Genomic DNA, 24,425 nt, shown 5'->3' on the forward strand with positions numbered 1-24,425 from the left:
TCTCTTCTGTCTTGTCCCGTTCGCCCGCAGCCATGACCGCCACCCCCGTCAATCCCGCCAACGCCGGTGCCCTTTCCCGCCAGGCGCCCCCCTTCCGCAACCGGGTGATCGACAAGAAGGCCCTGCGCAACTTGGTGGCCTGGGCCTACAAGCACCACGGCACCGCCGCCACGGCCTCCATGGCCGATGAGCTCAAGAACCTGGGTTTCCACTACGCCACCCAGGCCGCCGTGTCGATCTCGGTGGACGACCTGCGCATCCCCGGCGACAAGGCCGCGCTGCTGGAGGAGGCTGAGGAGCAGATCACCGCCACCGAGGAGCGCTACCGGCTCGGGGAGATCACCGAGGTGGAGCGCCACACCAAGGTGATCGACACCTGGACCGAAACCAACGAGCGTCTCGTGATGGCGGTGCGCCGCAACTTCAACGAGAACGATCCGCTCAATTCGGTGTGGATGATGGCCAACTCCGGCGCCCGGGGCAACATGTCCCAGGTGCGGCAGCTGGTGGGGATGCGGGGCCTGATGGCCAATCCCCAGGGCGAAATCATCGACCTGCCGATCCGCACCAACTTCCGTGAGGGGCTCACCGTCACGGAATACGTGATCTCCTCCTACGGCGCCCGCAAGGGTCTGGTGGACACCGCCCTGCGCACCGCCGACTCGGGCTACCTCACCCGCCGTCTGGTGGACGTGGCCCAGGACGTGATCGTGCGCGAGGAGGACTGCGGCACCACCCGCAGCATCCCGATCGACGCCGATGAGCGCGGCCGCTTCGCCAGCAAGCTGATCGGCCGCCTGGCCGCCGAGCCGGTGCTCGATGCCAATGGCACCGTCATCGTCGACCGCAACGGCGAGATCGACGCCCCGGTGAGCCGCCGCATCGAGGCCGCCGGCGTGAGGACCGTCAAGGTGCGCTCGCCGCTCACCTGCGAGGCCTCCCGCTCGGTGTGCCGCCGCTGCTACGGCTGGGCCCTGGCCCACAACGAACTGGTGGATCTGGGCGAGGCCGTGGGCATCGTCGCCGCCCAGTCGATCGGGGAGCCCGGCACCCAGCTCACCATGCGCACGTTCCACACCGGTGGTGTGTCCACGGCCGAGACCGGTGTGGTGCGCTCCCACGCCGGCGGCAGCGTGGAGTTCGGGGCCACGGCCCGGGTACGCCCCTTCCGCACCACCCACGTTGTCGATGCCCAGATGGCCGAGACCGACTTCACCCTCACCCTCAAGCCGAGCGGCCGGGGCAAGGTGCAGAAGCTGGACATCACCCCCGGCTCGATCCTGTTCGTTGCCGACGGGGAGACCGTTGCCGGCGACACGATCCTGGCCCAGATCTCGTCCGGCGCCGCCGTGAAGAAGAGCGTCGAGAAGGCCACCAAGGACGTGATCTGCGACCTGGCCGGCCAGGTGCGCTACGAGAGCGTGATCCAGCCCAAGGAGGTCACCGACCGCCAGGGCAACATCACCCACAAGGCCACCCGCCTGGGCCGGCTGTGGGTGTTCTCGGGGGATGTGTACAACCTGCCCCCCAATGCCCTGCCGGTGGTGGAGGGCAACAAGCCCGTCAAATCCGGTGATGTGCTGGCCGAGAGCCGGCTGGTGAGCGAGTACGGCGGGGCCGTGCGCCTGCGCGAGAGCGCCGGCGACTCCCGTGAGGTGCAGATCGTCACCGCCAGCCTCACCCTCAAGGACCTCAAGCTGGTGGGCGAATCCAGCCATACCGGTGAGAGCTGGCATCTGGAGGGCAAGGAGGGCACCCGCTACCGCCTCAACACCATTCCCGGCAGCAAGATCGGCACCGGTGAGGTGATCGCCGAACTGGCCGATGACCGCTTCCGCACCCAGACCGGTGGTCTGGTGAAGTTCGCCCCGGGGCTCACCATCAAGCGGGCGCGCAGCGCCAAGCACGGCTACGAGGTGAGCAAGGGCGGCACCCTGCTCTGGATCCCGCAGGAGACCCACGAGATCAACAAGGACATCTCCCTGCTGATGATCGAGGACGGCCAGTGGATCGAGGCCGGCACCGAGGTGGTGAAGGACATCTTCAGCCAGACCGCCGGCATCGTCACGGTCACCCAGAAGAACGACATCCTGCGCGAGATCATCGTGCGCTCGGGCACCCTGCACCTCACGAGCGACAGCAAGACCCTCGCCAAGTACGGCGAAGGCAAGCTGGTGATGCCGGGCGAGGAGATCGCCAAGGGCCTCAAGGCCGAGGCGATGGCCTTCGTGGAGGCGGTCGACACCCGCGACGGCGGCGCCCTGCTGCTGCGGCCGGTGGAGGAGTACACCATTCCCGATCAGGCCCACCTGCCTGAACTCGGCACCGTGAAGCAGCCCGGCGGGCCCTCGCTGGGGCTCAAGGCCACCCAGCGGCTGGCCTTCAAGGACGGCGAGCTGATCAAGAGCGTGGAGGGGGTGGAACTGCTGCGCACCCAGCTGAGCCTGGAGACCGTCGACACCACCCCTCAGATGACGGTGGACGTGGAGGTGGTGCCGGACAAGCGCGCCAAGACGATCGAACGGCTGCAGCTGACGATCCTGGAGTCGCTGCTCGTGCGCCGCGACACCCTCTCCGACGCCAGCCATGGCTCCACCCACACCGACCTGCAGGTGGCCGATGGCGACTCCGTGAAGAGGGGCGATGTGGTGGCCACCACCCAGATCCTCTGCAAGGAGGACGGTGTGGTGCAGGTGCCGGAGGTGGACGAGGCCGAGCCCGTGCGCCGGCTGATCGTGGAGCGCGAGGGCGACACGCGCCGGGTGTCCCTGGGTTCCGCCCAGCCCCTGGTGAGCGTGGACCAGCGGCTGGTGGAAGGCGATCCCCTCGCCGATGGCGTGCCGGCTCCCTGCTGCGGCCAGGTGGAGGCCATCGACGGCGACACCGTCACCATCCGCCTCGGCCGGCCCTACATGGTGTCGCCCGATTCGGTGCTGCACGTGCGCGACGGCGAGCTGGTGCAGCGCGGTGACGGTCTGGCCCTGCTGGTGTTCGAGCGCCAGAAGACCGGCGACATCGTGCAGGGTCTGCCCCGCATCGAGGAACTGCTGGAGGCGCGGCGTCCCCGCGACTCGGCCGTGCTCTGCCGCCGGGGCGGCACGGTGGAGATCAAGCAGGGCGAGGACGACGACTCGATCACCGTCACGGTGATCGAGGCCGATGACGCCATCGGCGAGTATCCGATCCTGCTGGGCCGCACCGTGATGGTGAGCGACAGCCAGCAGGTGAAGGCCGGTGATCTGCTCACGGACGGCCCGATCAATCCCCACGAGCTGCTGGAGTGCTATTTCGAGGATCTGCGCAGCCGCAAGCCCACCCTCGAGGCGGCCCAGGAGGCGATCTCCAAGCTCCAGTTCCGCATGGTGCAGGAGGTGCAGAACGTCTACAAGAGCCAGGGCGTGTCGATCGACGACAAGCACATCGAGGTGATCGTGCGTCAGATGACCAGCAAGGTGCGGGTGGAGGACGCCGGTGACACCACCCTGCTGCCGGGCGAGCTGATCGAGTTGCGTCAGGTGGAGCAGGTGAACAGCGCCATGGCGATCACCGGCGGTGCTCCGGCCGAGTTCACGCCGGTGCTGCTGGGCATCACCAAGGCCTCGCTCAACACCGACAGCTTCATCTCGGCGGCCTCCTTCCAGGAGACCACCCGCGTGCTCACCGAAGCCGCCATCGAGGGCAAGAGCGACTGGCTGCGGGGTCTCAAGGAGAACGTGATCATCGGTCGCCTGATCCCCGCGGGCACCGGCTTCAGCGGCTTCGAGGAGGAGCTGCGCGCCGAGGCCGGCCCCCATCCCGACATCCTCGAGGAGGACGGCATGGGCTACCGGCGCATGCAGAACCTGCGGCCCGACTACACCGTGGAGATGCCCACACCGGCCGCCTCCACCGCCGTGCTCGACGATCCCTCCGATGCGGATCTCGAGGCCACCCGCAGCCGCCATGGCATCGAGGCCAGCAGCAGCAACCTGGCCGCCTTCACCCGCCCCAGCGTGGAGGAGGGCCTGGAGGAGGAGCTGATCGCCGATCCGGCCGCCCTCGAGGGCCTGCAGGAGGAGGGTCTGCTCACCGATGACTGAGCCCGTCCTCACCGAGCTGGGGACGCCCATTCCCCAGCGGCGCCTGCCCCGCTTCGGCTTCCACACCCACACCGAGCGGCTCAACGGCCGCCTGGCCATGCTCGGCTTCATCGCCCTGGTGGCGGTGGAATGGAAGCTCGGCCACGGGCTGCTGGTGTGGTGACGACGTCCGAGCCGGCGGCCGCTGTGCTCAGCCGTCCCCTGCTGGGCCTGGGCCGCCAGCAACTGGAGACGTGGGCGGAGCTGCAGGGCCAGCCCGCCTTCCGCGGTCGCCAACTGCACGACTGGCTGTATGCCAAAGGGGCCCGCAGCCTGGACCAGATCACGGTGCTGCCCAGGGCCTGGCGCCAGCAGCTGGCCGCCGCTCCGCCGACAGGCGCCGCCGACTGGATCGGCCGCTCCCGGGAGGTGCACCGCAGCGTCGCCCGCGATGGCACCACCAAGCTGCTGCTGGCCACCGCCGACGGCCACACGATCGAAACCGTGGGCATTCCCGCCGAGGGCCGGCTCACGGTGTGCGTCAGCAGCCAGGTGGGCTGCCCGATGGCCTGCCGCTTCTGCGCCACCGGCAAGGGGGGTCTGCAGCGCTCGCTGGCGGTGCACGAGATCGTCGACCAGGTGCTGAGCGTGCGCGAGGCCATGGACGCCCGTCCCAGCCATGTGGTGTTCATGGGCATGGGCGAGCCCCTGCTCAACAGCGAGGCCGTGCTGGCGGCGATCGACTGCCTCTGCACCGACCTGGGCATGGCCCAGCGCCAGATCACGGTGAGCACCGTCGGGGTGCCGCAGACGCTGCCCCGGCTGGCTGAGCTGGCCCTGGAGCGCCTCGGGCGGGCCCAGTTCACCCTGGCGGTGAGTCTCCATGCCCCCGATCAGCGCCTGCGCGAGGAGCTGATCCCCACCGCCCACGCCTATCCCATCGGCGAGCTGCTGGCCGATTGCCGCCGCTATGTGGCGATCACCGGCCGGCGGGTGAGCTTCGAGTACATCCTCCTGGGCGGCCTCAACGACCAGCCGCGCCATGCCGAGGCCCTGGCGCGGCTGATCCGCGGCTTCCAGAGCCATGTGAACCTGATCCCCTACAACCCGATCGCCGAGGAGGAGTTCAAGCGCCCCACCCCGGCGGCGGTGGAGGCCTTCCGCCACGCCCTTCAGCAGTGCCGCATTGCCGTGAGCGTGCGCGCCAGTCGAGGCCTGGACGCCGATGCCGCCTGCGGCCAGCTGCGCCGGCGCCTGGAAGCCAGCCTGGAGCCGGCCCCGGCCGGCCGGTCTTGACCCACCCGCTGCCGCTGCCGCTGCCGCGGGCGCCGCGCCCGGTGCGCCCCCGCCCCCCGTTCCTGCGGGCCCTGGGGCGGCAGGAGCCGCCGGTGCTGATCGAGGTGGAGGGCCGCAGCTGGCGGCTGGAGCGGGTGTTCAAGCACGATTCCTGGGCCGCCACGGCCCTCTACCGGATCGCTCAGCGGACCGCCACCACTACCGCCGCCGCCCCGTTCCAGGATCCCGCTGCCGCTCCGGCTCCGGCCCTGGTATGCAAGTTCAACCGTCAGGCGGCGGTGTTCGGTCTGCCGCTGGCCTGGCTGGGGCCGCTGCTGGCCCGGCGGGAAGCCTGGTTTCTGGAGTCGCTGGCAGCCACCGGCCGGGTGCCCAGGCCCCATCACCGCATCACGACGGAGGGCCGGCTGCTGTGCCATGCCGTGGCCCATGACTTCGTGGACGGCGAACCGCTGTCACGCCGCTCCCACCTTGATGACCGCTTCTTTCCGGCTCTGCGGGAGCTGCTGGAGCAGATGCACGCGCGCGGCCTGGCCTATGTGGACCTGCACAAGATGGAGAACGTGCTCGTGGGTCCCGACGGCCTGCCCTGGCTGATCGACTTCCAGGTGTCCTTCGCCCTGGCCCGGCGTCAGCCCTGGCGGGCTCTGGGCCGGCCGCTGTTCAAGCTGCTGCGCAGCGGTGACACCTACCACCTGATGAAGCACTGGATCCGCCTGCGACCGCAGCAGTGCGGCCTGGGCCCGGCGGATCTCGATCGCTACCGGCCCCGCTGGATCCGCTGGCACCGGCGCATCGGCGTGCCCCTGCGCCGCCTGCGCCGCCAGCTGCTGGTGTGGCTCGGGGTGCGGGATCGCAGCGGCCATGCCCACAGCGAGGAGTTCGCGGAGGACGCCATCCGCCGGCGCCATCAGAGCTGATCACCACACGTTCTCGATCACGTTCATGGCCTTGAGGTAGGCCGGGATCTCCTCGCTGCTCTCGCTCTCGTCGCTGCCGCTGTCATCGGGGATGGCCCGGCGGGCGTTGTCGGCCACCACGGCATTGGCCAGCAGCTCGAGGGCGCCGGGGCGATCGAGGTTCTGCAGGGCCTCGGAATAGCGGCGGCTGTGGGAGGGGCGCACCGATTCCTGGCAGTAGTTGGAGAGTTCGCGGCTCTCGGTCATCACCCGGAAGGCGATCGCCTTGGTGTCGCGCTTGCCGAAGATCGCCATGTAGAGCAGGTTCACCATCGAGGCGTCGTGCACCTGGATGCCGTAGTTGCGCAGGATCTGGGGCCAGTAGCGCAGGGCCTTGAGGCCCTCCAGCCCACCCTTGTGGAGCCCGCCCAGCTCGCACCAGCGCTCGAATTCCTCCACATCCTGCGGGCAGCGGCCCAGCCGCCGCATGCCCTCGGCCAGCACCCGCCCGGCCTGGAAATTGCGGGTGGGCTTGCCCACCACCGGCAGCATCATGCTGCCGCGCACGTCGGCCACCATCGCCGTGAGCTGGGTGAACGTGTGGTCGCGCACCTTCTCCATGTCGCCGCCGCGGTTGAGGGCGGCTTCGATGCGCTGCACCCCGTAGCCCAGTTCGGTGAGCGGGAAGGGCTGGCGGCCGTAGAGCCGCTGGCGGTCGCGGCGCCGCATCGACACAGACGAGGCCTGATCGAGGCACTGGTCGAGCAGCAGCGTGAGCAGGGTGGGCAGGATGCCGGTGTTTTCGGCGTGATATGTGTAACCGAAGCCGGCGAAGATTGAGGAGATGTTCTTGGCGGCCTTGATGTACTGGGCCTCCACGTTGTGCACTCCCGGTGACACCTGGATGTTCGGCGAGATGCGATCCAGCAGCCGCGCGCCGAGCAGGGCGGTGATGGCGTTGGGATGGCAGAAGTTGGCGGTGAAGCTGTCCACCGGATCGCGCAGGGCGTCGTGGCGGTGGAAGCCGGAGAAGAAGGCCAGATTCGGCTGCCGCTCGCAGAGCACGTAGGAGTCGTTGCTGAGCGGGTCGTGGCTGAAGGAGCCCGCCAGACAGGCCAGCACCACCTGCTCCCGGCCCAGCTCACGGCGCAGGTCGCAGGCCTCCTGCAGATCCTGTTCGATGTGGTTGCTGTTGGCGCTGAGCAGCACCAGATCGCAGTCCTCGATCAGCGAGGCCAGGCTGTGGGGCCGCGGCCGGCCCTCCACCCGGTGCCAGGCCATGCGTTCCATGGTCGCCACGTGGGCCGGGTCCATCCCCTGGCGGTCGCGCTCGGAGAAGGCCCCGAACAGGGAGCGGCCGGGCCGGGCGGCCATCCTCAGCCGGTCGGCCCCACCGTGCATGGCGCTGTTGTAGGCCATCGAGGCCGGGTAGAGGCCGATGCTGTAGAAGCCCACCCGGCCCCGCTCCAGCTCCAGGATCCGCCGCTTCACCGTGTCCTGATCCAGGGAGTCGGCAAAGAAGCTGTTCTGCATGGGGTCTGCTGAGGAGGGCGGTGCAGCGGCAGCGCTGCGTCAGGTTCTCTGAAGGGGCCGGCCTGGGTGCAGCCTTCATACTGCGGCCACCGGCGGCACGCGGTGTGCACACGATCGACTGGCTGATCCTCATCGGCTATCTGGTGGCAAGCCTGCTGCTGGGCCTGTGGCTGGCGCGCCGCAACCGCAGCGAGGACGACTACTTCGTGGCCGGTCGCCAGCTGAGCGGCTGGCTGGCCGGCGCCTCGATGGCCGCCACCACCTTCTCGGTGGACACCCCGCTGTACGTGGCCGGGCTGGTGGGGGTTCGGGGTCTGGCCGGCAACTGGGAGTGGTGGAGCTTCGGGGTGGCCCACGTGGCCATGGCGGTGGTGTTCGCACCCCTGTGGCGGCGCAGCGGCGTGCTCACTGACGCCGCCTTCACCGAACTGCGGTACGGCGGCGCCACGGCGGCCTGGCTGCGGGGCATCAAAGCCTTCCTGTTCGCCCTGCCGATCAACTGCATCGGCATCGGCTACGCCTTCCTGGCCATGGCCAAGGTGAGCGAGGCGCTGGGGCTGGCCCCCACACCCCAGGCGCGGCTGACGCTGCTGGCGATCGTGGGGCTGCTGGTCCTGATCTACACGGCCGCCGGAGGTCTGTGGGCGGTGGTGGTGACCGACATGCTGCAGCTGGTGATGGCCCTGGCCGGCGCCGTGGCGGTGGCGGTGTTCGCGGTGCAGGCAGCCGGTGGCATCGACGCCATGCTCACCAGCCTGCGGGAGCTGAACCGGCCCGAGCTGCTCTCCCTGGTGCCCTGGCAGCTGGAGGGCGGCCGGCTGAGCTGGATCGACAGCGCCGGCATCTCCATGGCCACCTTCAGCGCCTACATCGCCCTGCAGTGGTGGAGCTTCCGCCGCAGCGACGGCGGCGGTGAGTTCATCCAGCGGCTGCTGGCCACCCGTGACGAGCGCCAGGCACGCATCGCCAGCTGGGTGTTTCTGGGGGTGAACTACCTGCTGCGCAGCTGGCCCTGGATCCTGGTGGCCCTGGCGGCGGTGGTGCTCCTGCCCGACTCGACCGACTGGGAGCAGAGCTACCCGCTGCTGGCGGTGAAGCTGCTGCCGCCGGTGGCCCTGGGGCTGGTGGTGGTGTCGCTGGTGGCGGCCTTCATGAGCACCGTGAGCACGGCGGTGAACTGGGGGGCCAGCTACCTCACCCACGACCTCTATCAACGCTTCATGCGTCCGGCGGCCGGCCAGCGGGAGCTGCTGCTGGTGGGTCAGCTGGCCTCGGTGCTGCTCGTGGCCCTGGGGGTGCTCACGGCGCTGCTGAGCAACAGCATCGGCACCGTGTTCCGGCTGGTGATCGCGATCGGCACCGGCCCCGGGGTGGTGCTGGTGCTGCGCTGGTTCTGGTGGCGGATCAACGCCGCCGCCGAGCTGGCGGCGATGCTGGGCGGCTTCCTGGTGGGCTTCTCCACCTCGGTGGTGCCGCTGCTGCGCATCGACGACTACGGCCTGCGCCTGCTGGTGACCACCGCGATCACGGCCGTGCTCTGGATCCTGGTGATGCTGGCCACACCGCCGGAGAGCGCCGCCGTGCTGGAGCGCTTCGTGCACCAGGTGCGGCCGGCCGGGCCGGGCTGGGCGGGCTGGCGCCGCCGCACCGGGGTGGAACCCCAGGAAACGCTGCTCGATCTGCTCAGCCAGCTGCTCTGCAGCTGTGCGGTGCTGTTCGGGGCGCTGCTGGGGATCGGCGGCTTCCTGCTCAAGCTGCCCCTCTGGGGCTGGGGCGGACTGGTGGCGGCGGCGCTGGGGATCGTGGCGCTGCGTCAGCGGGGCCGGCTTCAGGGCGGGCTGCGCCAGGCACTGGGCCAGACGCCGCAGGGGTGATGATGGGCACGGTGACCGGCACCGCTGCTGCCCGTGCAATTTCTCCGCTCCACCCTGCTGCCGGCGGCGATCGTGCTGCTCTTCGCCCTCGCCCTGGTGGCCGTCAGCGCCCGCATCTGGCTGCCCGGTGACATGGCGGCTCCCGCCCCCCTGGGTTGAGCGCGGTCGTGACCAGCGGCCCCTATCCCGAGCAGAGCCCGCAGGAGCTCTACCTCGATCCCGAGGTGCTGGCCCAGGAGCTGGCCCAGGAGCTGCTCGGCGATCCCCTCGACGAACTCGACAGCAGCGATCCGGCCCCGGGCGCCGTGGCGGCCGAGTGCGACCGGGGCCTGGACCTGCTGCGCACGGGGGACCCCAGTGCCGGCCACGAAGCCCTGATGCAGGGGCTGCGCATCTTCTGCGAGCACCGTGACCCGCGGGCCGTGCCGCTGCTGCTGCCGCTGCTGGCGGCCAGCTGCCCGATCCTGCGCATGAGCGCGGTGTATGCCCTCGGCCGCAATCCCAGCCCCATGGCCGTGGAGGCGCTGCTGGCGCTGCTGGCCGGCGACGACAACGGCTACGTGCGCAAGGCGGTGGCCTGGAGCCTGGGCAACTACCCCGACGCGCCGGTGCTCAACCCGCTGATCCGCGCCCTGCAGGTGGACATCGCCGCCGTGCGCCTCTGGGCCGCCAGCTCCCTGGCCGACGCCGGCGGCACGGGGCCGGCCAAGGCCGATCCCGCCGCCGCGCAGCTGTTGCTCAGCCTGCGCATCGACAGCGAGCCGGCGGTGCGCAGCAACAGCGCCTGGGGACTGGGGCGGCTGTACCCCGATCTGGTGGAGCCCCGCCAGCGCGAAGTGGTGGAGACCCTGCTGCACACCATGCTTCACGACGGCGAGTCGGGCGTGCGCGACGAGGCCCGCCTGGCCCTGGAGCAGCTGGAGCGGCCCGAGGTGCTGGAGCGACTCCAGACCCTGGTGGATGAAGGGCTGCTGAGTTGAACCAGTCTGCTGAGTTGAGCCGGTCTGTTGCGTTCAGCCCAGCCGCCGCTGAACGCGGCTAGCATCCGCCAACCCCACCTTGGCCTGGGATGGCACAGCAAACCATCCGCTTCCGCATCCGGCCCGACGGTCGCGTCGAGGAGCTGGTGGAAGGCGTGGCCGGTGCGGCCTGCGAGCAGCTCACCGAGCGACTCGAAGCTCGCCTCGGCGCCGTGCAGCAGCGTCAACCCACCGCCGAGGCCTTCCAGGCCGCCAGCGCACCGCAGCGCCTGGTTCAGCCGGCCTCCCAGTCCACCCCGCTTCCCTGACGGAACCTCTCTGCGCCATGTCCCACTTCAGCACCGTGAAGACCGAGCTGCGCGACCTCGACGCCCTGCGCGCCGCCCTCGGGGATATGGGCCATGAGCCCCGTGAGGGCAGCATCAGCGTGCGCGGCTACCGCGGCCAGACCGAGACCGCCGAGCTGGCCATCGCCCAGCCGGATGGCACCGACATCGGCTTCCGTCTCAATGCCGACACGGGCTGCTACGAGCTGGTGGCCGATCTGCAGCTGTGGAAGCAGCCGGTGCCCGTGGAGCGCTTCCTGGCCCAGCTCAACCAGCGCTACGCCCTGCGCAGCATCCTGGCGGCCACGGCGGAGGAAGGCTTCCAGGTGAGCGAGCAGACCAACAGCGCCGACGGCAGCATCGAGCTGGTGGTGACCCGCTGGTCCTGAGCCCGGGGGCGCTGCCTCTGACCGATCGACGCGTGGAGTCCCCCCTGGTGAGCCCCGTGGATCCCGCACTCGCCTTTACCGCGGTTGCCGCGGGGGAGGAGGGTCCCAGCGGCGACGAACCCCTGCTCGGCGGTGAGCTGCGGCAGAAGGCCGTGTGGGTGGATGAGGCGGTGTGCATCGGCTGCCGTTACTGCGCCCACGTGGCCTGCAACACCTTCGTGGTGGAGTCCGAGTGGGGCCGCTCCCGTGCCATCCGCCAGGACGGCGACAGCACCGAGCGGATCCAGGAGGCGATCGACACCTGTCCGGTGGACTGCATTCACTGGGTGGCCTACGAAGACCTGCCAGGGCTGGCCGAGCAGCTGGCACAGCAGGACATCCAGCCCCTCGGGCTGCCCACCCCCGCCCGGCTGAAGCGCACCCTGCCGCGACGCGAGTCCACCTGAAGACCCTGAAGCCGATGCCCGGTGTGTCTCCGGCGCCGATCCCCACCCGGCGGTTCGGCCGCACCGGGCTGCCCATGCCGGTGCTCTCCCTGGGTGGCATGCGCTTTCAGCAGAGCTGGAGCGATCTGCCGCCCGAGGAGATCACGGCGGAGAGCCAGGCGAACCTGCGGGCGCTGCTGGAGAAGGCGGTGCGCCACGGCCTGCACCACATCGAGACGGCGCGGCACTACGGCAGCAGCGAGCGCCAGCTGGGCTGGCTGCTGGAGCAGGTGCCCGATCCCCGGCGCATCCTGCAGACCAAGGTGCCCCCCCATCCCGAGCCGGCCGCCTTCGAGGCCGAGCTGGCCACCAGCTTCGAGCGGCTCGGGGTGGAGCGGGTGGACCTGCTGGCGATCCACGGCCTCAACCTGCCCGAGCACCTGGAGCACACCCTGCGGCCCGGGGGCTGTCTGGAGGTGGCACGGCGCTGGCAGGCCGAGGGGCGGGTGGGCTCGATCGGCTTCTCCACCCACGCCCCCCTGGAGCTGATCGGCGAGGCGATCGCCAGCGACGCCTTCGACTACGTGAACCTGCACTGGTATTTCATCCGCCAGGCCAACTGGCCCGCCGTCGAGCTGGCCAGGGCCCACGACATGGGCGTGTTCGTGATCAGCCCCACCGACAAGGGCGGCCATCTGCACAGCCCGTCGGCGCGGATCAGCGAGCTGTGTGCCCCCCTGCACCCGATCGTGTTCAACGACCTCTTCTGCCTCAGCGCAGCGGGCATCCACACGATCAGCGTGGGCGCCGCCCGGCCGGAGGATCTCGACCGCCACCTCGAGGCGGTGGCGCTGCTGGAGCAGGCCGATGCCCTGCTGCCGCCGCTGCTGGAGCGCCTGGAGGCGGCCCGGCTTCAGGCGCTCGGCGCCGACTGGCTGGCCAGCTGGGAGCGGGGGCTGCCGGCCTGGCAGGACACCCCGGGCCAGATCAACCTGCCGGTGCTGCTCTGGCTGCACAACCTCCTGGAGGCCTGGGATCTGGAGAGCTTCGCCCGCGCCCGCTACGGCCTGCTGGGCAACGGCGGCCACTGGTTCCCCGGCGCCAGCGCCGACGCCCTCGACGCGGCGGTGAGCGAGGCCGAGCTGCGGGCCGTGCTGACGGCCAGCCCCTGGGCCGGGCGGATCCCGGAGCTCCTGCGGGGGCTCAGGGAGCGCCTCGGCGGCCAGGCCGTGCGCCGCCTGATGGCCGAGTAGTCGGGCCCGTGGGGCCGGGGGCGGGGCTGCCCAGGGGCTGGCGCGCCGGCACGCCCACCGCCCGGGGGTAGGCGGCCGGGCAGGGGCCGGTGGGCTGCAGCACCACGGCATGGCGGATCCCCCGGCCGCAGGGCAGCTCGAGGGGCTGGCAGCGTTCCACCCGGGCCCGCAGCGGCAGCAGGGCCGCGTCCAGGGCCTCCCGGTCGGTCGGCTGCCACTGGCCCCGGTAGAGCAGGGCATGGCCGTCCGGCCTGAGCAGCGGCACCAGGTATTCCGCCACCACCGGCGCGCCGGCCACGGCCCGGGCCAGGGCCCAGTCGAAGCGGCCGCGGCAGGCAGGGTCGCGCCCGGTGCGCTCGATGCGTTCGCAGCGCAGGCTCAGGCGCCCTTCCAGCCCCAGGGCGGCGGCCATGGCCCGCACCGCCTCCAGCTTGCGGCCCACCGAATCCACCAGGGTGAGCCGGGCGCCGGGCAGGGCGATCGCCACCGCCAGGCCGGGGAAGCCGCCGCCGGTGCCCACGTCGATCAGGCGCAGGGGGTCTGCCGCGCTGACGGCCTGGTGCCCCTGGAGCAGCGGCACCAGGGGCCAGAGGCTGTCGAACACCTGGGCGATCCAGTAGTCGTCGCCCTCCACCAGGCGGGTGAGGTTGACGCGGCTGTTCCAGGCGCGCAGCTGCTCCTGCAGGGCCTCCAGCTGAGCCTCCTGCTCGCCGCTCGGCTGCCAGCCCAGCTGCTGCCAGAGCGCCTGGCGGCCGGCGCTTGCGGGGGATGGATCCATCCGGGCTGACGGGCGGGTGAGGCTCCCTAGGATCCACCAGATCGGCCTTTCCGCCGTTGGCCACCCCCGGCAGCACGCCCCCGTCCGGCCCCAGCCACCAGCCGTCCGGCGCCAGCCACTACCAGTTGCTGCAGCTGCCGATGAGTGCCTCGGAGCAGGACCTGCGGCGGGCCTTCCGCAGCCTCAGCAAGCTCTACCACCCCGACACCACCAGCCTGCCGGTGGCGGAGGCGGAGCAGGCCTTCCAGCGGCTGCAGCAGGCCTACGCGGTGCTCAGCGATCCGGAGGCCCGGCGCCGCTACGACGCCCAGCTGCGCCTGGCGGCCCTGGCCGCCGCCGCAGCCGCCCGCAGCCGGGCCGCCGCCCTCATGCCGCCGGCCGCCCCGCCCCCGGCGGCGCCGGATTCGGTGCGCCGGGCTCTCTCCGGCGGCGAATGGCTGGCCCTGCTGCTGCTGGGGATGGCGCTGGTGTTCAGCCTGGTGCTCGGCGTGGGGCTGGCCTGGGCGCGGGGGGCGGCCCTGGTGCAGTGGCCGAGCTGGTGGCCCTCCGCGTGAGACCCTGACCTCCATGAGCCAGCTGCCCAGCCCCGACACACCCCTCTACAACCATCCGCTACCCGCCCTGGAGGACTGGCTGCGCCAGCTGGGCGCCCAGCAGCAGCGCGGGGAGCCCTGCCTGTGGGACCTGCACCGGCCGGAGTGGAGCGCCCGCATCGAGCTGGAGGTGGAGGAACTCAAGGTGAGCTGGCATGCCGATGGCCAGGCGTGCGTGCGCCACTTTCCCTATGGCCTCTCCCGGGCGGACACCGAGGCGGCGATCCTGGCCGGCCCCTGAAGGAGTGCGGGCAAAAGGCTTCAGCGGCAGCGCCCGCTGTCGCGCCCAGCAGGGCTGCCCATCCCGCCGCAGCTGAACCAGCGCACCAGGGGGTCCTCCACGTTCGTGAACAGCACCAGGATGGCGGCGCAGATCACGAGCACGGCACCGGTCACCAGGCTGTCGCGGCGGGTCATGGCATGTGCTCCTGGGGCCAGTGTCGCTCCATCCCCAGCAGCTGCCACTGCTTCCTCAGGGTCGTGGCGGCGGGGGTGTCGAGCGTTGGCAGCTGAGCCAGCACCGGCACGCCCCCCAGCTGCTCGAGGGTGCGGGGATTGTCGGGGTGCGGCGGGCCGTTGAGCACCAGCCCCAGCACCGGAATGGAGCGCAGGCGCAGGGCCTCCAGTGACAGCAGGGTGTGGTTGAGGGTGCCCAGACCGCTGCGGGCCACCAGCAGCACCGGCAGACCCCAGCTGCGCAGCTGCTCGATCTGCAGCCACTGGCGGCTGAGGGGCACCAGCAGCCCGCCGGCGGTCTCCACCACCAGTGGCCCGGGCCCGGGCGGCAGCGCCAGCCGCTCGGGCTCGATCGTCACCCCGTCGATCTCGGCGGCCCAGTGGGGCGAGGCGGGCGTGCGCAGCCGGTAGGCCTCGGGCAGCAGCCGCTCGGGGGGCAGGTCCAGCAGGCGCTGCACCGCGGCGGTGTCGCCGCCGTCCTCCAGTCCGCTCTGCACCGGCTTCCAGTAGCGGGCCCCGAGGCCCTCCACCAGCCAGGCGCTCACCAGGGTCTTGCCCACGTCGGTGTCGGTGCCGCACACCACAAGCCGGCGGGGCAGGCCCGCCTGCGGCCATGCAGCCGCGCTCATCCGGATCTCTGGCCGATCAGCAGCAGCAGCTCCCATGTGACCGGCTCGTCGGTGGGCCAATGCTGCAGCAGCCGGCGCAGCTGTGGGGCGCTCAGGGGCGGGTGGGGGCTGGTGCCGGCCCCCAGGGCGCGCAGCTGCCGCAGGAAGCGGTGGCCTCCGCCGTGGCGGCGGCTGAAGCGCAGCCGCTGCTGCCGCCGCACCACCAGCTCACGCCTGGTGACCGCCTCCAGATCCGCCGCCCCGGGCAGCTCCAGGCCGGTGAACGGCACCCCGGACCGGGCGGCGGCACGGCGCCACTGGGGGAAGCTGGCGGCGGTGGGCACCGCCAGCGCCAGCCAGCCGCCGGGGGCCAGGTGCCGGCACCAGTGCTCCAGCTGGACCGCCGGCCGGCTGAGCCACTGCAGCGCGAAGCTGGAGCAGAGCAGGGCGGCGCCGCTCAGCTCCGCCGGCAGTCCCTGCTCCAGGTCCCAGTGCCGGCCTCCCCAGCGCCGCGCGGCAGGGTTGCGGGCCAGCAGCTCGGGGCAGAGGTCGAGTTGCAGCAGGCCCCGCCCCTCCAGCCAGCTGCAGCCTCTGCCGCTCTGGCTCTGCTGGCTCAGGGCCTGGGCGAGCAGGCCGCTGCCGGCCCCCAGATCGGCGGCCGGGCCCGCCGGCAGGGGCAGGTCGCGGCAGTGGCGGGCCAGCCGCCAGGCGATGGCGCGCTGCAGGGCGGCGTGGCGCTCGTAGGCGTGGGCCTGCGCGGCGAAGCCGGCCCGCACCCGGGCGCTTGGAACGCTGGCGCCCGGACTCATCGCGCTCAGAGGTCTTTGATCCACGCCAGCAGGTCGTGCACGACGGGGGTGCCCAGCAGGCAGTGGCCCGCCGCGGCGTAGTGGATCACGGCCGCGTGAGGGCGTTCCCGGCGCAGCAGCTCCCGGGCCTCGGGAACGACGATGCGATCGGCGCCGGCCTCCACGATCAGGCAGGGGATGGCGGCGGGCAGGGCCGCCGGCAGCCCCGAGCTGTGCTCCAGCAGCTCCAGATCCTCACGCAGCCGTTGCCGACCCTCGGGCGCCAGGGGCGCGTCGAGGATCGTCACCGGCAGCTGACTCACCGGCTGGGGGGCCGCCGCCTCGGCGAGAAAGGCCCAGAGCATGGTTTCCGGCTCCGGACCCGCCAGCGCCTCGGCCATGCCGGCCAGGGCGGTGCTCAGCCGGCGTCCGCCGGGTCCCGGGGGCACGAAGCGCCCGAAGCTGGCCAGCAGCACCACCGCATCGGCCGCCGCCAGCACCTCAGGGGGCAGCAGATGGGGCCCGAGGGAATGGACCAGCAGCACCCGGCGGCTGGCCTGCGGCTGCCACTGGGCCTGTTGGGCTGGGCTGGGGCCGTAGCCCCGGTCGGGGGCCTGCCACAGCCAGCCCCGCTCCCGGGCAGCCAGCGCGAACGGCTCCCAGCCGCGGCTGTCGCCGGCCCAGCCGTGCATGGCGAGCAGCTGGGTGGTCATGGCGGGTGCGCAGGCGGTGGAACGGTCAGGGCCTGCCGAGGGCGCTCAGCAGCCGCTCCAATGTGCCCGGTGGCAGGTCGGCCCGCAGCACCAGCCGCAGCCGGGCGGTGCCCTCGGGCACGGTGGGCGGCCGGATCGCCACCGCCAGCAGGCCGGCCGCCTCCAGCTGCGACTGCAGTTCCAGGGCCCGCCCGTCGCTGCCCACCAGCAGCGGCAGGATCGGCCCTTCCCCCGCCGGCCGGGGCCAGCCGGCGGCCTCGAGGCCATCGCGCCAGCGCCGCGCCCGCTTCAGCAGATCGGGCAGGGCCGGTGTGCTGCCGTCGCCTTCGGCGGCGGCATGGCTTTCCCGCCGCTGGATCAGCCGCAGGGCCGCGAGGGCGCCGGCGGCCAGCGGTGGCGCCAGGGCGGTGGTGTAGCGGAAGGCGCCGCTGCTCTGCAGGAGCCACTCCATCACCAGCTCGCCGCCGGCCAGAAACGCCCCGCCGCTGCCGAAGGCCTTGCCGAAGGTGCCGCTGATCAGGGCGATCGAACCGGCGCCGTGTCCCAGCCCCCGCCCGCCGGGACCCAGAACCCCCAGGGCATGGGCCTCATCCAGCAGCAGCGCCGCCCCGAAGCGCTCGCAGAGGGCAGCCAGGGCCGGCACGTTGGGGCTGGTGCCCTCCATCGAGAACAGGCTCTCGCTGAGCACCAGCAGCCGCTGCTGGGGTCTGGCGCGGCGGGCCTCACTCAGCCGGTGCTCGAGCTGGGCCAGGTCGTTGTGGGCGAAGCGCCGCAGCCGGGCGCCGCTGGCCGCCACGCCGGTGAGCAGGGAGTGGTGGATCAGCCGGTCGGCGATCACCAGGCTGTGGCGGTCGGCCAGGGCCAGCACTGCGGCCAGGTTGGCCTGGAAGCCGCTGGGGAACAGCAGCGCTCGCTCGCGCCCCAGCCAGCCCGCCAGCTCCGCCTCCAGTTCCATGTGCACCGGCCGGGTGCCGGTCACCAGACGGGACCCGCCGGCGCCCACACCGTCACGGGCGGCGGCCGCCTGGGCGGTGGCGACCACCACGGGGTGGCGGCTCAGGCCGAGGTAGTCGTTGCTGGCGAGGTCGAGGAGGGGGGTGTCTGGCGCTTCCGAAAGTTGTTGGAAGGTTGCCTGCGAGACTGCTCTCATCGGCTGCAACTTGCGGCGGCGAGCAAGAGTTAAGAGGGTGAGGGGATGTCGGATGTGTCCCTGCCAAGGGGATTTCAGAAAGTGGTCGACGGCGCCAGGCATGGTCTGGTTGAGGTGAGAAAGGTACCGGAAAGGCACCCTTTCTATGGGAGTCTTCTCGACATGGAAATGCTTGCATACATTCACCCAAAGGCGTCGTTTCTCCCTTGTCGATCTTGAGGGGCTTGCGATCTTCTATGAATCAAGTAATTATTCGTCACCCTTCAAGGCGGGCTTGATTGTGCCTATGCCTTCCAGGGGCGGGCAGGATCACTCTGGCAGTGCGTTCTCAATGACAACAATCGAAGGCTGTAGGTTTGTCGTCACCGTAGGCTCGTCTCAGCAATGGGCCTGATCGTTTCTCCTAATGCTATTCTGTAGGTACCAATCACATGGGCATGACTGACCAAGAGGGTTCCTGTGGGCATGTCTGAAAGCCATGCAGGCGTGGGTCTTGATTTTGTCATCTGCGGCCTTGAGCATAGTGGCACAACGTTGGCTTCCGATCTGTTTCGACAGGTTCCGGGATGTGACTCGGGTTTTGAGTGTGGCGTTTTACTTTGTGAATCACCACGCGAGTTCCCTTCCTTGCAGCCGTTTTACAACAACATGATCGTTGGCTGGCAGATTACTGAAAAGGACTTAGAAAGTGCTTGCTCTACAGATAGCTTCACTGGCTTTTATGACTGTCTCTATAATTCGTCAGGTCTCTTCCGGGACAATAAGCCTAGCATACGATTCGACAAAACACCTCGTTACATCGTCAATCTTCCCGCAATCTGTGACACACTTGATGTTCCCTTTGTGGTAATGATTAAAGACCCTAGATCTTTGCTTTGGTCGGACTTTCGTCGCTCTAAGAGACCCCTTGAAGAGATTCATTTATGGTATGAGGAGTGGGCACCTGCCAAGCTTGGTTATATGGAGAAAGCCTATAAAGGTTATTTGGAAGCTTGGCAGAGTGATCAGTGTATCGTTATTAGGCTTGAAGACCTGTGCCTCAGGGCTAGAGAGACTTTTGAATCAATGTTTGCACATGTTAACATCGAGCCTCGAGTTAATTATATGTGCATAAGAGATAAGCGGTATCTCAATACCGTCGGCAAAAGTATTAGTGTATCTGTGGCTGTTGAGCACCTGCTTGGGCTCCCTCCGGAGATTCAACAAAGGGTACAAACTGACTTTGGCCACCTTGATCGCTGGTTTTATGATTTCTAAGTGACTATTCGAACTGTATTCAATCACTATGTCTTTTGCCTGCATTGACATGACACAAGAGGGGCATGAGCAAGAAGCGGCGCAATCGCATTGTGCCGTGATTCAACTTGAAGGTGTTCATGAAGAAGTTATACCCTCTCTTGTGTTGGCACTGAATGCCTGCGGCTATAAGCCAGACGTCTACGTCAATAAACGTTGCAAACAGCAAAGGGGAGATATCTTCAAGAGGCTAAAGACCCCATTGGACTGTACTATTCGCTATGTCTCCATTACAGAGCCTCAACATTGGAAGAATCTGGCGAGAAAAATAAAATCATCTGGCTACAACTTTATTGTGTTGTCTACGTATCAGCATGAAAGTATCGCCAAGTGGACCGCGGCTATTGACCTGCCAATCATTGGTCTAGTCCATAATGTAGAGCTCTTTCTTAGATCTCCTTCTTGTCTTTCGTCTTTTCAGGCAAAGCAAGCTCAGGTTCTTCTTTTGGCTCCGCATGTTGCAGCATTCCTGAATCAGCATATAGGCTTAGAGTTGGTTGATAGGACAGGGGTTGTTGAATCAGTTTATTGGGGCGAAAATGCTACTATTAGATCTAAGACCCAATCTGAAGAAGGTAGACGTGTTGCCATACCTGGTGGTGTTAACTTTAACGTACGAGCATTCAGAGAGCTAGTAACCTGCCTTGATTCATACCGTGATTTCCCAATCAGATTCTGGTTTCAGATACTCGGAGGCGGACCGGACCGAGAGTCCCTTGAAAAGCTTATTCTGGAGAACGACCTGTGTGATTTTTTCAGATTTTCAAAACTAGGTACTACAGGTAGAGTCCGCTACAAAACCTATATCAAAGATCTGAGAAAATCAGATATTGTGCTTCCTTTGGTTCCCCTCGCGAATATCCCTTATCGTGAGCACAAGATCACATCAGCAATCCCTACAGCTGTGGGATTTGGTGTGCCACTCATGGTGGACCGATGGACTGCTCGCATCTATAGAGTCCCCGCAATCGAGACAGATGAAACTGTCTCTGCTGCGTTGAAAGCCATAGTTGAAACCAGCAATGATGATTTAAAATTCTACAAGAATGAAATTCTGGAGTATAGAAAAATAATTCTTCGCAAGAATGCTTCTGAGATGGGAAGGCTTGTTGGGCAGATCGCCTAAGAATTGATATTAACTAATCTGCCCTTGGGAACCTTCTTAAGTTCAGCATGCACTACCCTGGACCTCGGATATACGTTGAGAGAATGTCGCTATAGTTCAATCAGGTACTTCTTGCATCAAGAGTCTTGCCGGGTTCCGCCTAAATCCCAGGATAGGCTGTATTGATGGCTGCGGCGTACAATAAGAGCTTTACTGGCTAATCTAGCTCTCGATATTCTTCGTTATGAGCATAGATAGGCTCCGATGGCATGGAATAATTGTAAGTATCGAAAAGCCAAGAAGAAGTTGCCCGAACTCTTTGGGATGAGATTATGAAATGTATTGTGCGTCAAGATGCTAGATAGACAGGGTGGCTATATCTGCTAATCTCAGGAAAAGTCCGAATGTAGTCTTTGTGCCAAGAACTGACTGATGAGATGTCGTCTAGATGAGAACTCATGTCTTCTTCCGCTGTGAACACGACTAGGCACCCTAGGTTCTAATGCCGACGGTCTCATCTTTGAAGTGCGCACGTCGCCCTGAATCCTCAAACTTCTCAACTGCTAGCAAAAAAGAATTGACTAAGTTCTCGCTATAGTGAGCTTTTATGATCCGACTATAGTCATTGATCTGACTCTCCGTAAGGCGAGTGACATTAGTCCAAGGCATCAGCAAGGCATCGGCTAGAGCGCTTTCAACTTCCGATACAGGCATCCCCTCCAGTCTTAATGCACCAATATCGTCCTGACTGCTTCGCAGTCTGAGCCGAGACGGAAACTGGTCAAAAAGATACTTTGGACCAATGCCAATAACTGGGTTTTGCTTCTTGAATAAATCTAAATCATCAAGGATCACAAGCTTGCCCGATACGAGATATGGAAAAACTGCAATTAAATCTAGAGTCGGCCATGGATGCTGATGATTTGCGTCGATGAAGCACATTTCAAAGCGATGCCCAATATCAGGAACATCCTTGGAGGTGGTAAAGGGCTTGAAGTCGACATGGACTTCGCCGCCATCGTATATATCTCGAATCAGAAAACCATTGGGTTTGGTTGGGTCCCCGAAAAATGAATTATCATGGTCAATGGTTATGAGATGTCTCCCATTGTGATCAGACATGAAATTAGCAATAAACCCTCCACTTAGGTCGGATGCGGTCCCGACTTCAAGAAAAAGGGAGGGACTGTATGTGGCGACCAGGTCCTGAATGAAAACTAAATCGTCAATGCTTGCCGAGCCCCAACCTTTCCTCCAGTGCTGACGAAAAGTCGATGCAATTTCAGCTTTGGCTAGCATTTTCTTTTGATCAGCTCGCGCAATCTTAAGCCAAGACAGTCTTCTTCGCCTAGGGGAAACCTAGAACCCCCCGCTTGATCACGGGATATAAGCGCTGTGATGATAGGCCCGGACTAGGGTGATGACCCGCAAGCAGTTGGAGTTCGGCGATGACGAGCAGACCAGTGCCAAGACAGACCAGTGCCAAGCAGCGCACCAAGCGTGAGAACTGTCGGACCGAAATGGAGCCTGCTGAAACTTTGAATCAGTCCTGCGCCTGGAAAGCAGGCCGCACAGTGACATGCATCCCTTTGTCGCTCCAGGCCTAATGAGAGTGGGTGGTCATGCATGAGCCGCCTCCAGGCCCGTACACCCCTGGAGATCCTCCAGCAATGGAAAGCGCCCTGACCACCCACCAGCTCTCAGAGAAACTGAACCAGTCATGGGGGTCACGGTACTCTGGTGGTGCGGTGGGTTCATCCGCCATCTTACATTGAGGAGAGTGATTCTTACTGGACAGCCTCGCTATAGCGACACATTGCTCATCACCTCAGGCCCCATCGTGACCAGAAAGGGAAGACAACAACTTTCCTGAGGGAGAGGGGCATGAAGGTATGCTGAGCGGGCTCAGTATTCCTTCTTCTTAGATATCAGTCGACCTGCTTGGTTGGTAAAATGATTGCAAATCGTATTCCCCGATCAATGTTGTCTGGCCTCGCCGCTTAGGCGTGCAGTAGCTTAGGCGTAGCGATGACACGATTACTCGCTCTAAATGAACTCGATTCGTTCAAACAAGTCAACGGGTGGATGCACTCCAGCGTTCCATGCGCAGTAGATGCTTGGGCGGATTATTATATTAACGAGCTTAAGGAGAATTTTTCTTCTACTCTTGAAATTGGCGCTCACCATGGTAAGCTCTTTCTTGTTTTAGAGGCGGTCACTCCTCTGCCCATTGAATGCTACGCATACGATCTCTTTGAGGATCTGCAGAGCCTGAACATTGATTCTTCCGGGAAAGGAAGCAAAGTCAACTTCATTGAGAATGTATCCTCCATAGCCAAAGGGCCTGACCGCTTAATTCCTATCCATGGAGATAGCTTTTCAATTCGCCACTCCCAATTGCCTCATCGATATAGCCTCCTATCGATTGACGGCAGCCACACCCGGGAGCATACTTGTTTTGACCTTCAATATGCTAACGACACTATCTCGCCGGGCGGCCTAATCATATTGGATGACTTCACCAATCCCCATTGGCTCGGAGTTATGGAAGACACTCTTGATTTCCTTGATAATTCAAATCGCAGGATCAAGCCCATTTTGGCGGGCTACAACAAGTTGTTTTTTACAACAATCTCTCAAGCGAGTACAACCCTCAAGGCGATAGACTCAAGGATTCCTCAGCATCTCAACAGACTTTCAACGCTCAAGGGTCATGTAGTTAGATGTGCTTTCTCACCAGGTCATTCAGCGATCTGCAGCCGCTTGAGCGACTGACGGGGCGTGATGCCTCCCAGGGCCATGTGGCACCTGCGACCGTTATAGATCCCGAGATACCGGCTCAGCCACTGGTTGCGCTCCTCGGAGGTCTGGAAGGGCATGCCGTAGGCCCATTCCTCCAGCAGGGTGCGGATGAATCGCTCCGCCTTGCCATTGGTGCGGGGTGTGTACGGCCTGGTGCGGATCGGCTTGAGCTCCAGGGCCTTGCAGGCTTTTCGCCAGTCGCCGGATCGGTAGGCCGAACCGTTGTCCGAGAGGATCCGCTTGCAGGTGATGCCCTGATCGGAGAACCAGCCCACTGCCCGGGCCAGGAAGCCCACGGTGGTGGCCTTCTTCTCGTCGGGGAGCACCTCGACGTAGGCCAGCCAGGTGGCGTCATCAATGGCCACGTGGGCCTTCTCATAGCCGGCACCACGGGAGGAGCCCAGCCGCCGATCGCCGGTGATCCGGTGCCCCACCTGGCGGAACCGCGCCAGCTGTTTGGTGTCGACGTGGATCATCTCGCCGGGCCGCTGCCACTGGTAGCGGCGCACCGGTGGCCTGGGCTCCAGGTTCCGGAGACGGCCCAGGCCGAGCGCCTTGAGCACCCTGCCCACGGTGGAGAGGGGCGCCTGCAGCGACCGGGCGATGCGGCGCAGGGTGCAGCGCTGGTGCCGTAGGTCCACAGCGTGCGGCAGTTGCTGCGGATCGAGCGTCCGCCGTTGGCTGCGGCGGACGCTCCGTCGATCCGCCAGTGCCGCTGGACCGCCTTCACGGAACCGGCCCAACCACTTGTAGGCGGTGCGGAGGCTGATTCCCGCAGCGGCAGCAAGGGCCTTGAGCGGCACGCCCTCATCGAGGTGCCGACGTATCAGGCGTTGTCGACTGATCAGTGTCAGTCGCGCATTGGGGTGGCTATGCATGGGGGGTGAGGTCTTGGGACGGGCGGTGACACCCCGACCCTGGCGACCTCACACCCCCTTGTCAGCTGAACAACCTGGTGGGACTACACAGTTAGAGGACTTGGTAAGGTACCCCTTGCATGATCATGCATCTCGGCGCCCCATATTCTGCGGTTCCCTTCAGAACATCTCCATTCTTTGTGCATAAGAAAGTCTGAATGAATGAAGGAAGACTTAATTGAGCGTTTA

Annotated in this window: 25 protein-coding genes; 16 read left to right on the top strand and 9 right to left on the bottom strand. The window is 66.3% G+C overall.

Annotation, left to right across the window (positions count from 1 at the left end; all coding sequences use genetic code 11):
* The first annotated feature begins 32 nt into the window (after nucleotides 1-32).
* From KBY90_RS08800 to KBY90_RS08815, 4 genes are read left to right on the top strand one after another with little or no spacing between them, the layout of a single operon-like run.
* Nucleotides 33-4,079, top strand: coding sequence for a DNA-directed RNA polymerase subunit beta' (locus tag KBY90_RS08800; RefSeq protein WP_254968199.1), 4,047 nt, complete (start codon nucleotides 33-35; stop codon nucleotides 4,077-4,079).
* Nucleotides 4,072-4,242, top strand: coding sequence for a high light inducible protein (locus KBY90_RS08805; protein ID WP_254968200.1), 171 nt, complete (start codon nucleotides 4,072-4,074; stop codon nucleotides 4,240-4,242). The genes KBY90_RS08800 and KBY90_RS08805 overlap by 8 nt, the downstream gene beginning before the upstream one ends.
* Nucleotides 4,239-5,354 (top strand): 23S rRNA (adenine(2503)-C(2))-methyltransferase RlmN, encoded by a 1,116-nt coding sequence (gene rlmN, locus KBY90_RS08810; RefSeq protein WP_396122558.1) that lies wholly within the window; start codon nucleotides 4,239-4,241, stop codon nucleotides 5,352-5,354. Before KBY90_RS08805 ends, rlmN begins: the two co-directional genes overlap by 4 nt.
* Nucleotides 5,351-6,271 carry a hypothetical protein gene (locus KBY90_RS08815; protein ID WP_254968201.1) on the top strand — a complete coding sequence of 307 codons (921 nt, stop codon included), beginning with the start codon at nucleotides 5,351-5,353 and terminating at the stop codon, nucleotides 6,269-6,271. Before rlmN ends, KBY90_RS08815 begins: the two co-directional genes overlap by 4 nt.
* Here the strand turns inward: KBY90_RS08815 and KBY90_RS08820 are convergent, their stop codons facing one another.
* The gene (locus tag KBY90_RS08820; RefSeq protein ID WP_254968202.1) at nucleotides 6,272-7,783 is read right to left on the bottom strand and encodes a hypothetical protein; all 1,512 of its coding nucleotides are present in this window, start codon (nucleotides 7,781-7,783) and stop codon (nucleotides 6,272-6,274) included.
* A 104-nt stretch (nucleotides 7,784-7,887) separates the two neighbouring features.
* Here KBY90_RS08820 and KBY90_RS08825 point away from each other — a divergent pair, with 104 nt between their 5' ends.
* The 7 genes from KBY90_RS08825 to KBY90_RS08855 all read left to right on the top strand — a co-directional run bounded on the left by KBY90_RS08825 (nucleotide 7,888) and on the right by KBY90_RS08855 (nucleotide 13,030).
* On the top strand, nucleotides 7,888-9,657 hold the full coding sequence (locus KBY90_RS08825; RefSeq protein WP_254968203.1) for a sodium:solute symporter family protein: 1,770 nt from the start codon (nucleotides 7,888-7,890) through the stop codon (nucleotides 9,655-9,657).
* Nucleotides 9,658-9,690: 33 nt separating this feature from the next.
* Nucleotides 9,691-9,816, top strand: coding sequence for a hypothetical protein (locus tag KBY90_RS08830; RefSeq protein ID WP_254968205.1), 126 nt, complete (start codon nucleotides 9,691-9,693; stop codon nucleotides 9,814-9,816).
* Nucleotides 9,813-10,637: a HEAT repeat domain-containing protein gene (locus KBY90_RS08835; protein WP_254968206.1), complete on the top strand. Its 825-nt coding sequence runs from the start codon at nucleotides 9,813-9,815 to the stop codon at nucleotides 10,635-10,637. Before KBY90_RS08830 ends, KBY90_RS08835 begins: the two co-directional genes overlap by 4 nt.
* 89 nt (nucleotides 10,638-10,726) lie before the next feature.
* Nucleotides 10,727-10,945, top strand: coding sequence for a DUF2997 domain-containing protein (locus KBY90_RS08840; RefSeq protein ID WP_254968207.1), 219 nt, complete (start codon nucleotides 10,727-10,729; stop codon nucleotides 10,943-10,945).
* 17 nt (nucleotides 10,946-10,962) lie between these two features.
* Nucleotides 10,963-11,352 carry a DUF1257 domain-containing protein gene (locus KBY90_RS08845; protein WP_254968208.1) on the top strand — a complete coding sequence of 130 codons (390 nt, stop codon included), beginning with the start codon at nucleotides 10,963-10,965 and terminating at the stop codon, nucleotides 11,350-11,352.
* Nucleotides 11,353-11,384: 32 nt separating this feature from the next.
* Nucleotides 11,385-11,798, top strand: coding sequence for a ferredoxin (locus KBY90_RS08850; protein ID WP_254968209.1), 414 nt, complete (start codon nucleotides 11,385-11,387; stop codon nucleotides 11,796-11,798).
* A 14-nt stretch (nucleotides 11,799-11,812) separates the two neighbouring features.
* Nucleotides 11,813-13,030 carry an aldo/keto reductase gene (locus KBY90_RS08855; RefSeq protein WP_254968210.1) on the top strand — a complete coding sequence of 406 codons (1,218 nt, stop codon included), beginning with the start codon at nucleotides 11,813-11,815 and terminating at the stop codon, nucleotides 13,028-13,030.
* Here the strand turns inward: KBY90_RS08855 and KBY90_RS08860 are convergent.
* Complete coding sequence (locus KBY90_RS08860) at nucleotides 12,981-13,808, bottom strand: 16S rRNA (guanine(527)-N(7))-methyltransferase RsmG (RefSeq protein ID WP_254968211.1); 828 nt, start codon at nucleotides 13,806-13,808, stop codon at nucleotides 12,981-12,983. The two genes, KBY90_RS08855 and KBY90_RS08860, sit on opposite strands and share 50 nt — an antisense overlap.
* A 56-nt stretch (nucleotides 13,809-13,864) precedes the next feature.
* Here KBY90_RS08860 and KBY90_RS08865 point away from each other — a divergent pair, with 56 nt between their 5' ends.
* A complete protein-coding gene (locus KBY90_RS08865) occupies nucleotides 13,865-14,362 on the top strand; it encodes a J domain-containing protein (RefSeq protein WP_254968212.1) in 498 nt (165 codons plus the stop codon).
* 13 nt (nucleotides 14,363-14,375) lie between these two features.
* A complete protein-coding gene (locus tag KBY90_RS08870) occupies nucleotides 14,376-14,642 on the top strand; it encodes a DUF3143 domain-containing protein (protein WP_254968213.1) in 267 nt (88 codons plus the stop codon).
* Between the two features lie 20 nt (nucleotides 14,643-14,662).
* Here KBY90_RS08870 and KBY90_RS08875 read toward each other — a convergent pair whose 3' ends face one another.
* From KBY90_RS08875 to KBY90_RS08895, 5 genes are read right to left on the bottom strand one after another with little or no spacing between them, the layout of a single operon-like run.
* Entirely contained in the window at nucleotides 14,663-14,818 is a 156-nt protein-coding gene (locus KBY90_RS08875; protein ID WP_254968214.1) for a hypothetical protein, read from the bottom strand.
* Nucleotides 14,815-15,486 carry a dethiobiotin synthase gene (gene bioD / locus KBY90_RS08880; protein ID WP_254968215.1) on the bottom strand — a complete coding sequence of 224 codons (672 nt, stop codon included), beginning with the start codon at nucleotides 15,484-15,486 and terminating at the stop codon, nucleotides 14,815-14,817. The genes KBY90_RS08875 and bioD overlap by 4 nt, the downstream gene beginning before the upstream one ends.
* Nucleotides 15,483-16,274, bottom strand: coding sequence for a methyltransferase domain-containing protein (locus tag KBY90_RS08885; RefSeq protein WP_254968216.1), 792 nt, complete (start codon nucleotides 16,272-16,274; stop codon nucleotides 15,483-15,485). Before KBY90_RS08885 ends, bioD begins: the two co-directional genes overlap by 4 nt.
* A 5-nt stretch (nucleotides 16,275-16,279) precedes the next feature.
* On the bottom strand, nucleotides 16,280-16,966 hold the full coding sequence (locus tag KBY90_RS08890; RefSeq protein WP_254968217.1) for an alpha/beta hydrolase: 687 nt from the start codon (nucleotides 16,964-16,966) through the stop codon (nucleotides 16,280-16,282).
* Between the two features lie 25 nt (nucleotides 16,967-16,991).
* Nucleotides 16,992-18,116 carry an aminotransferase class I/II-fold pyridoxal phosphate-dependent enzyme gene (locus tag KBY90_RS08895; protein WP_254968218.1) on the bottom strand — a complete coding sequence of 375 codons (1,125 nt, stop codon included), beginning with the start codon at nucleotides 18,114-18,116 and terminating at the stop codon, nucleotides 16,992-16,994.
* Between the two features lie 465 nt (nucleotides 18,117-18,581).
* Here KBY90_RS08895 and KBY90_RS08900 point away from each other — a divergent pair, with 465 nt between their 5' ends.
* Nucleotides 18,582-19,373, top strand: a complete 792-nt coding sequence (locus KBY90_RS08900; protein WP_254968220.1) for a sulfotransferase — start codon at nucleotides 18,582-18,584, stop codon at nucleotides 19,371-19,373.
* A 49-nt stretch (nucleotides 19,374-19,422) separates the two neighbouring features.
* A complete protein-coding gene (locus tag KBY90_RS08905; protein ID WP_254968221.1) occupies nucleotides 19,423-20,538 on the top strand; it encodes a hypothetical protein in 1,116 nt (371 codons plus the stop codon).
* Nucleotides 20,539-21,009: 471 nt separating this feature from the next.
* Here KBY90_RS08905 and KBY90_RS08910 read toward each other — a convergent pair whose 3' ends face one another.
* On the bottom strand, nucleotides 21,010-21,816 hold the full coding sequence (locus tag KBY90_RS08910; protein WP_254968222.1) for a class I SAM-dependent methyltransferase: 807 nt from the start codon (nucleotides 21,814-21,816) through the stop codon (nucleotides 21,010-21,012).
* Nucleotides 21,817-22,602: 786 nt separating this feature from the next.
* On the opposite strand from KBY90_RS08910, the gene KBY90_RS08915 reads away from it, so the two are divergent.
* Nucleotides 22,603-23,292 carry a class I SAM-dependent methyltransferase gene (locus KBY90_RS08915; protein ID WP_254968223.1) on the top strand — a complete coding sequence of 230 codons (690 nt, stop codon included), beginning with the start codon at nucleotides 22,603-22,605 and terminating at the stop codon, nucleotides 23,290-23,292.
* On the opposite strand, the gene KBY90_RS08920 is transcribed toward KBY90_RS08915, so the two are convergent.
* Nucleotides 23,259-24,197: an IS481 family transposase gene (locus KBY90_RS08920; protein WP_254968225.1), complete on the bottom strand. Its 939-nt coding sequence runs from the start codon at nucleotides 24,195-24,197 to the stop codon at nucleotides 23,259-23,261. The genes KBY90_RS08915 and KBY90_RS08920 overlap by 34 nt on opposite strands.
* Nucleotides 24,198-24,425 lie beyond the last annotated feature (228 nt).

The sequence above is a fragment of the Cyanobium sp. CH-040 genome, assembly GCF_024346135.1.
In the GTDB taxonomy this organism is placed as follows: Bacteria; Cyanobacteriota; Cyanobacteriia; order PCC-6307; family Cyanobiaceae; genus NIES-981.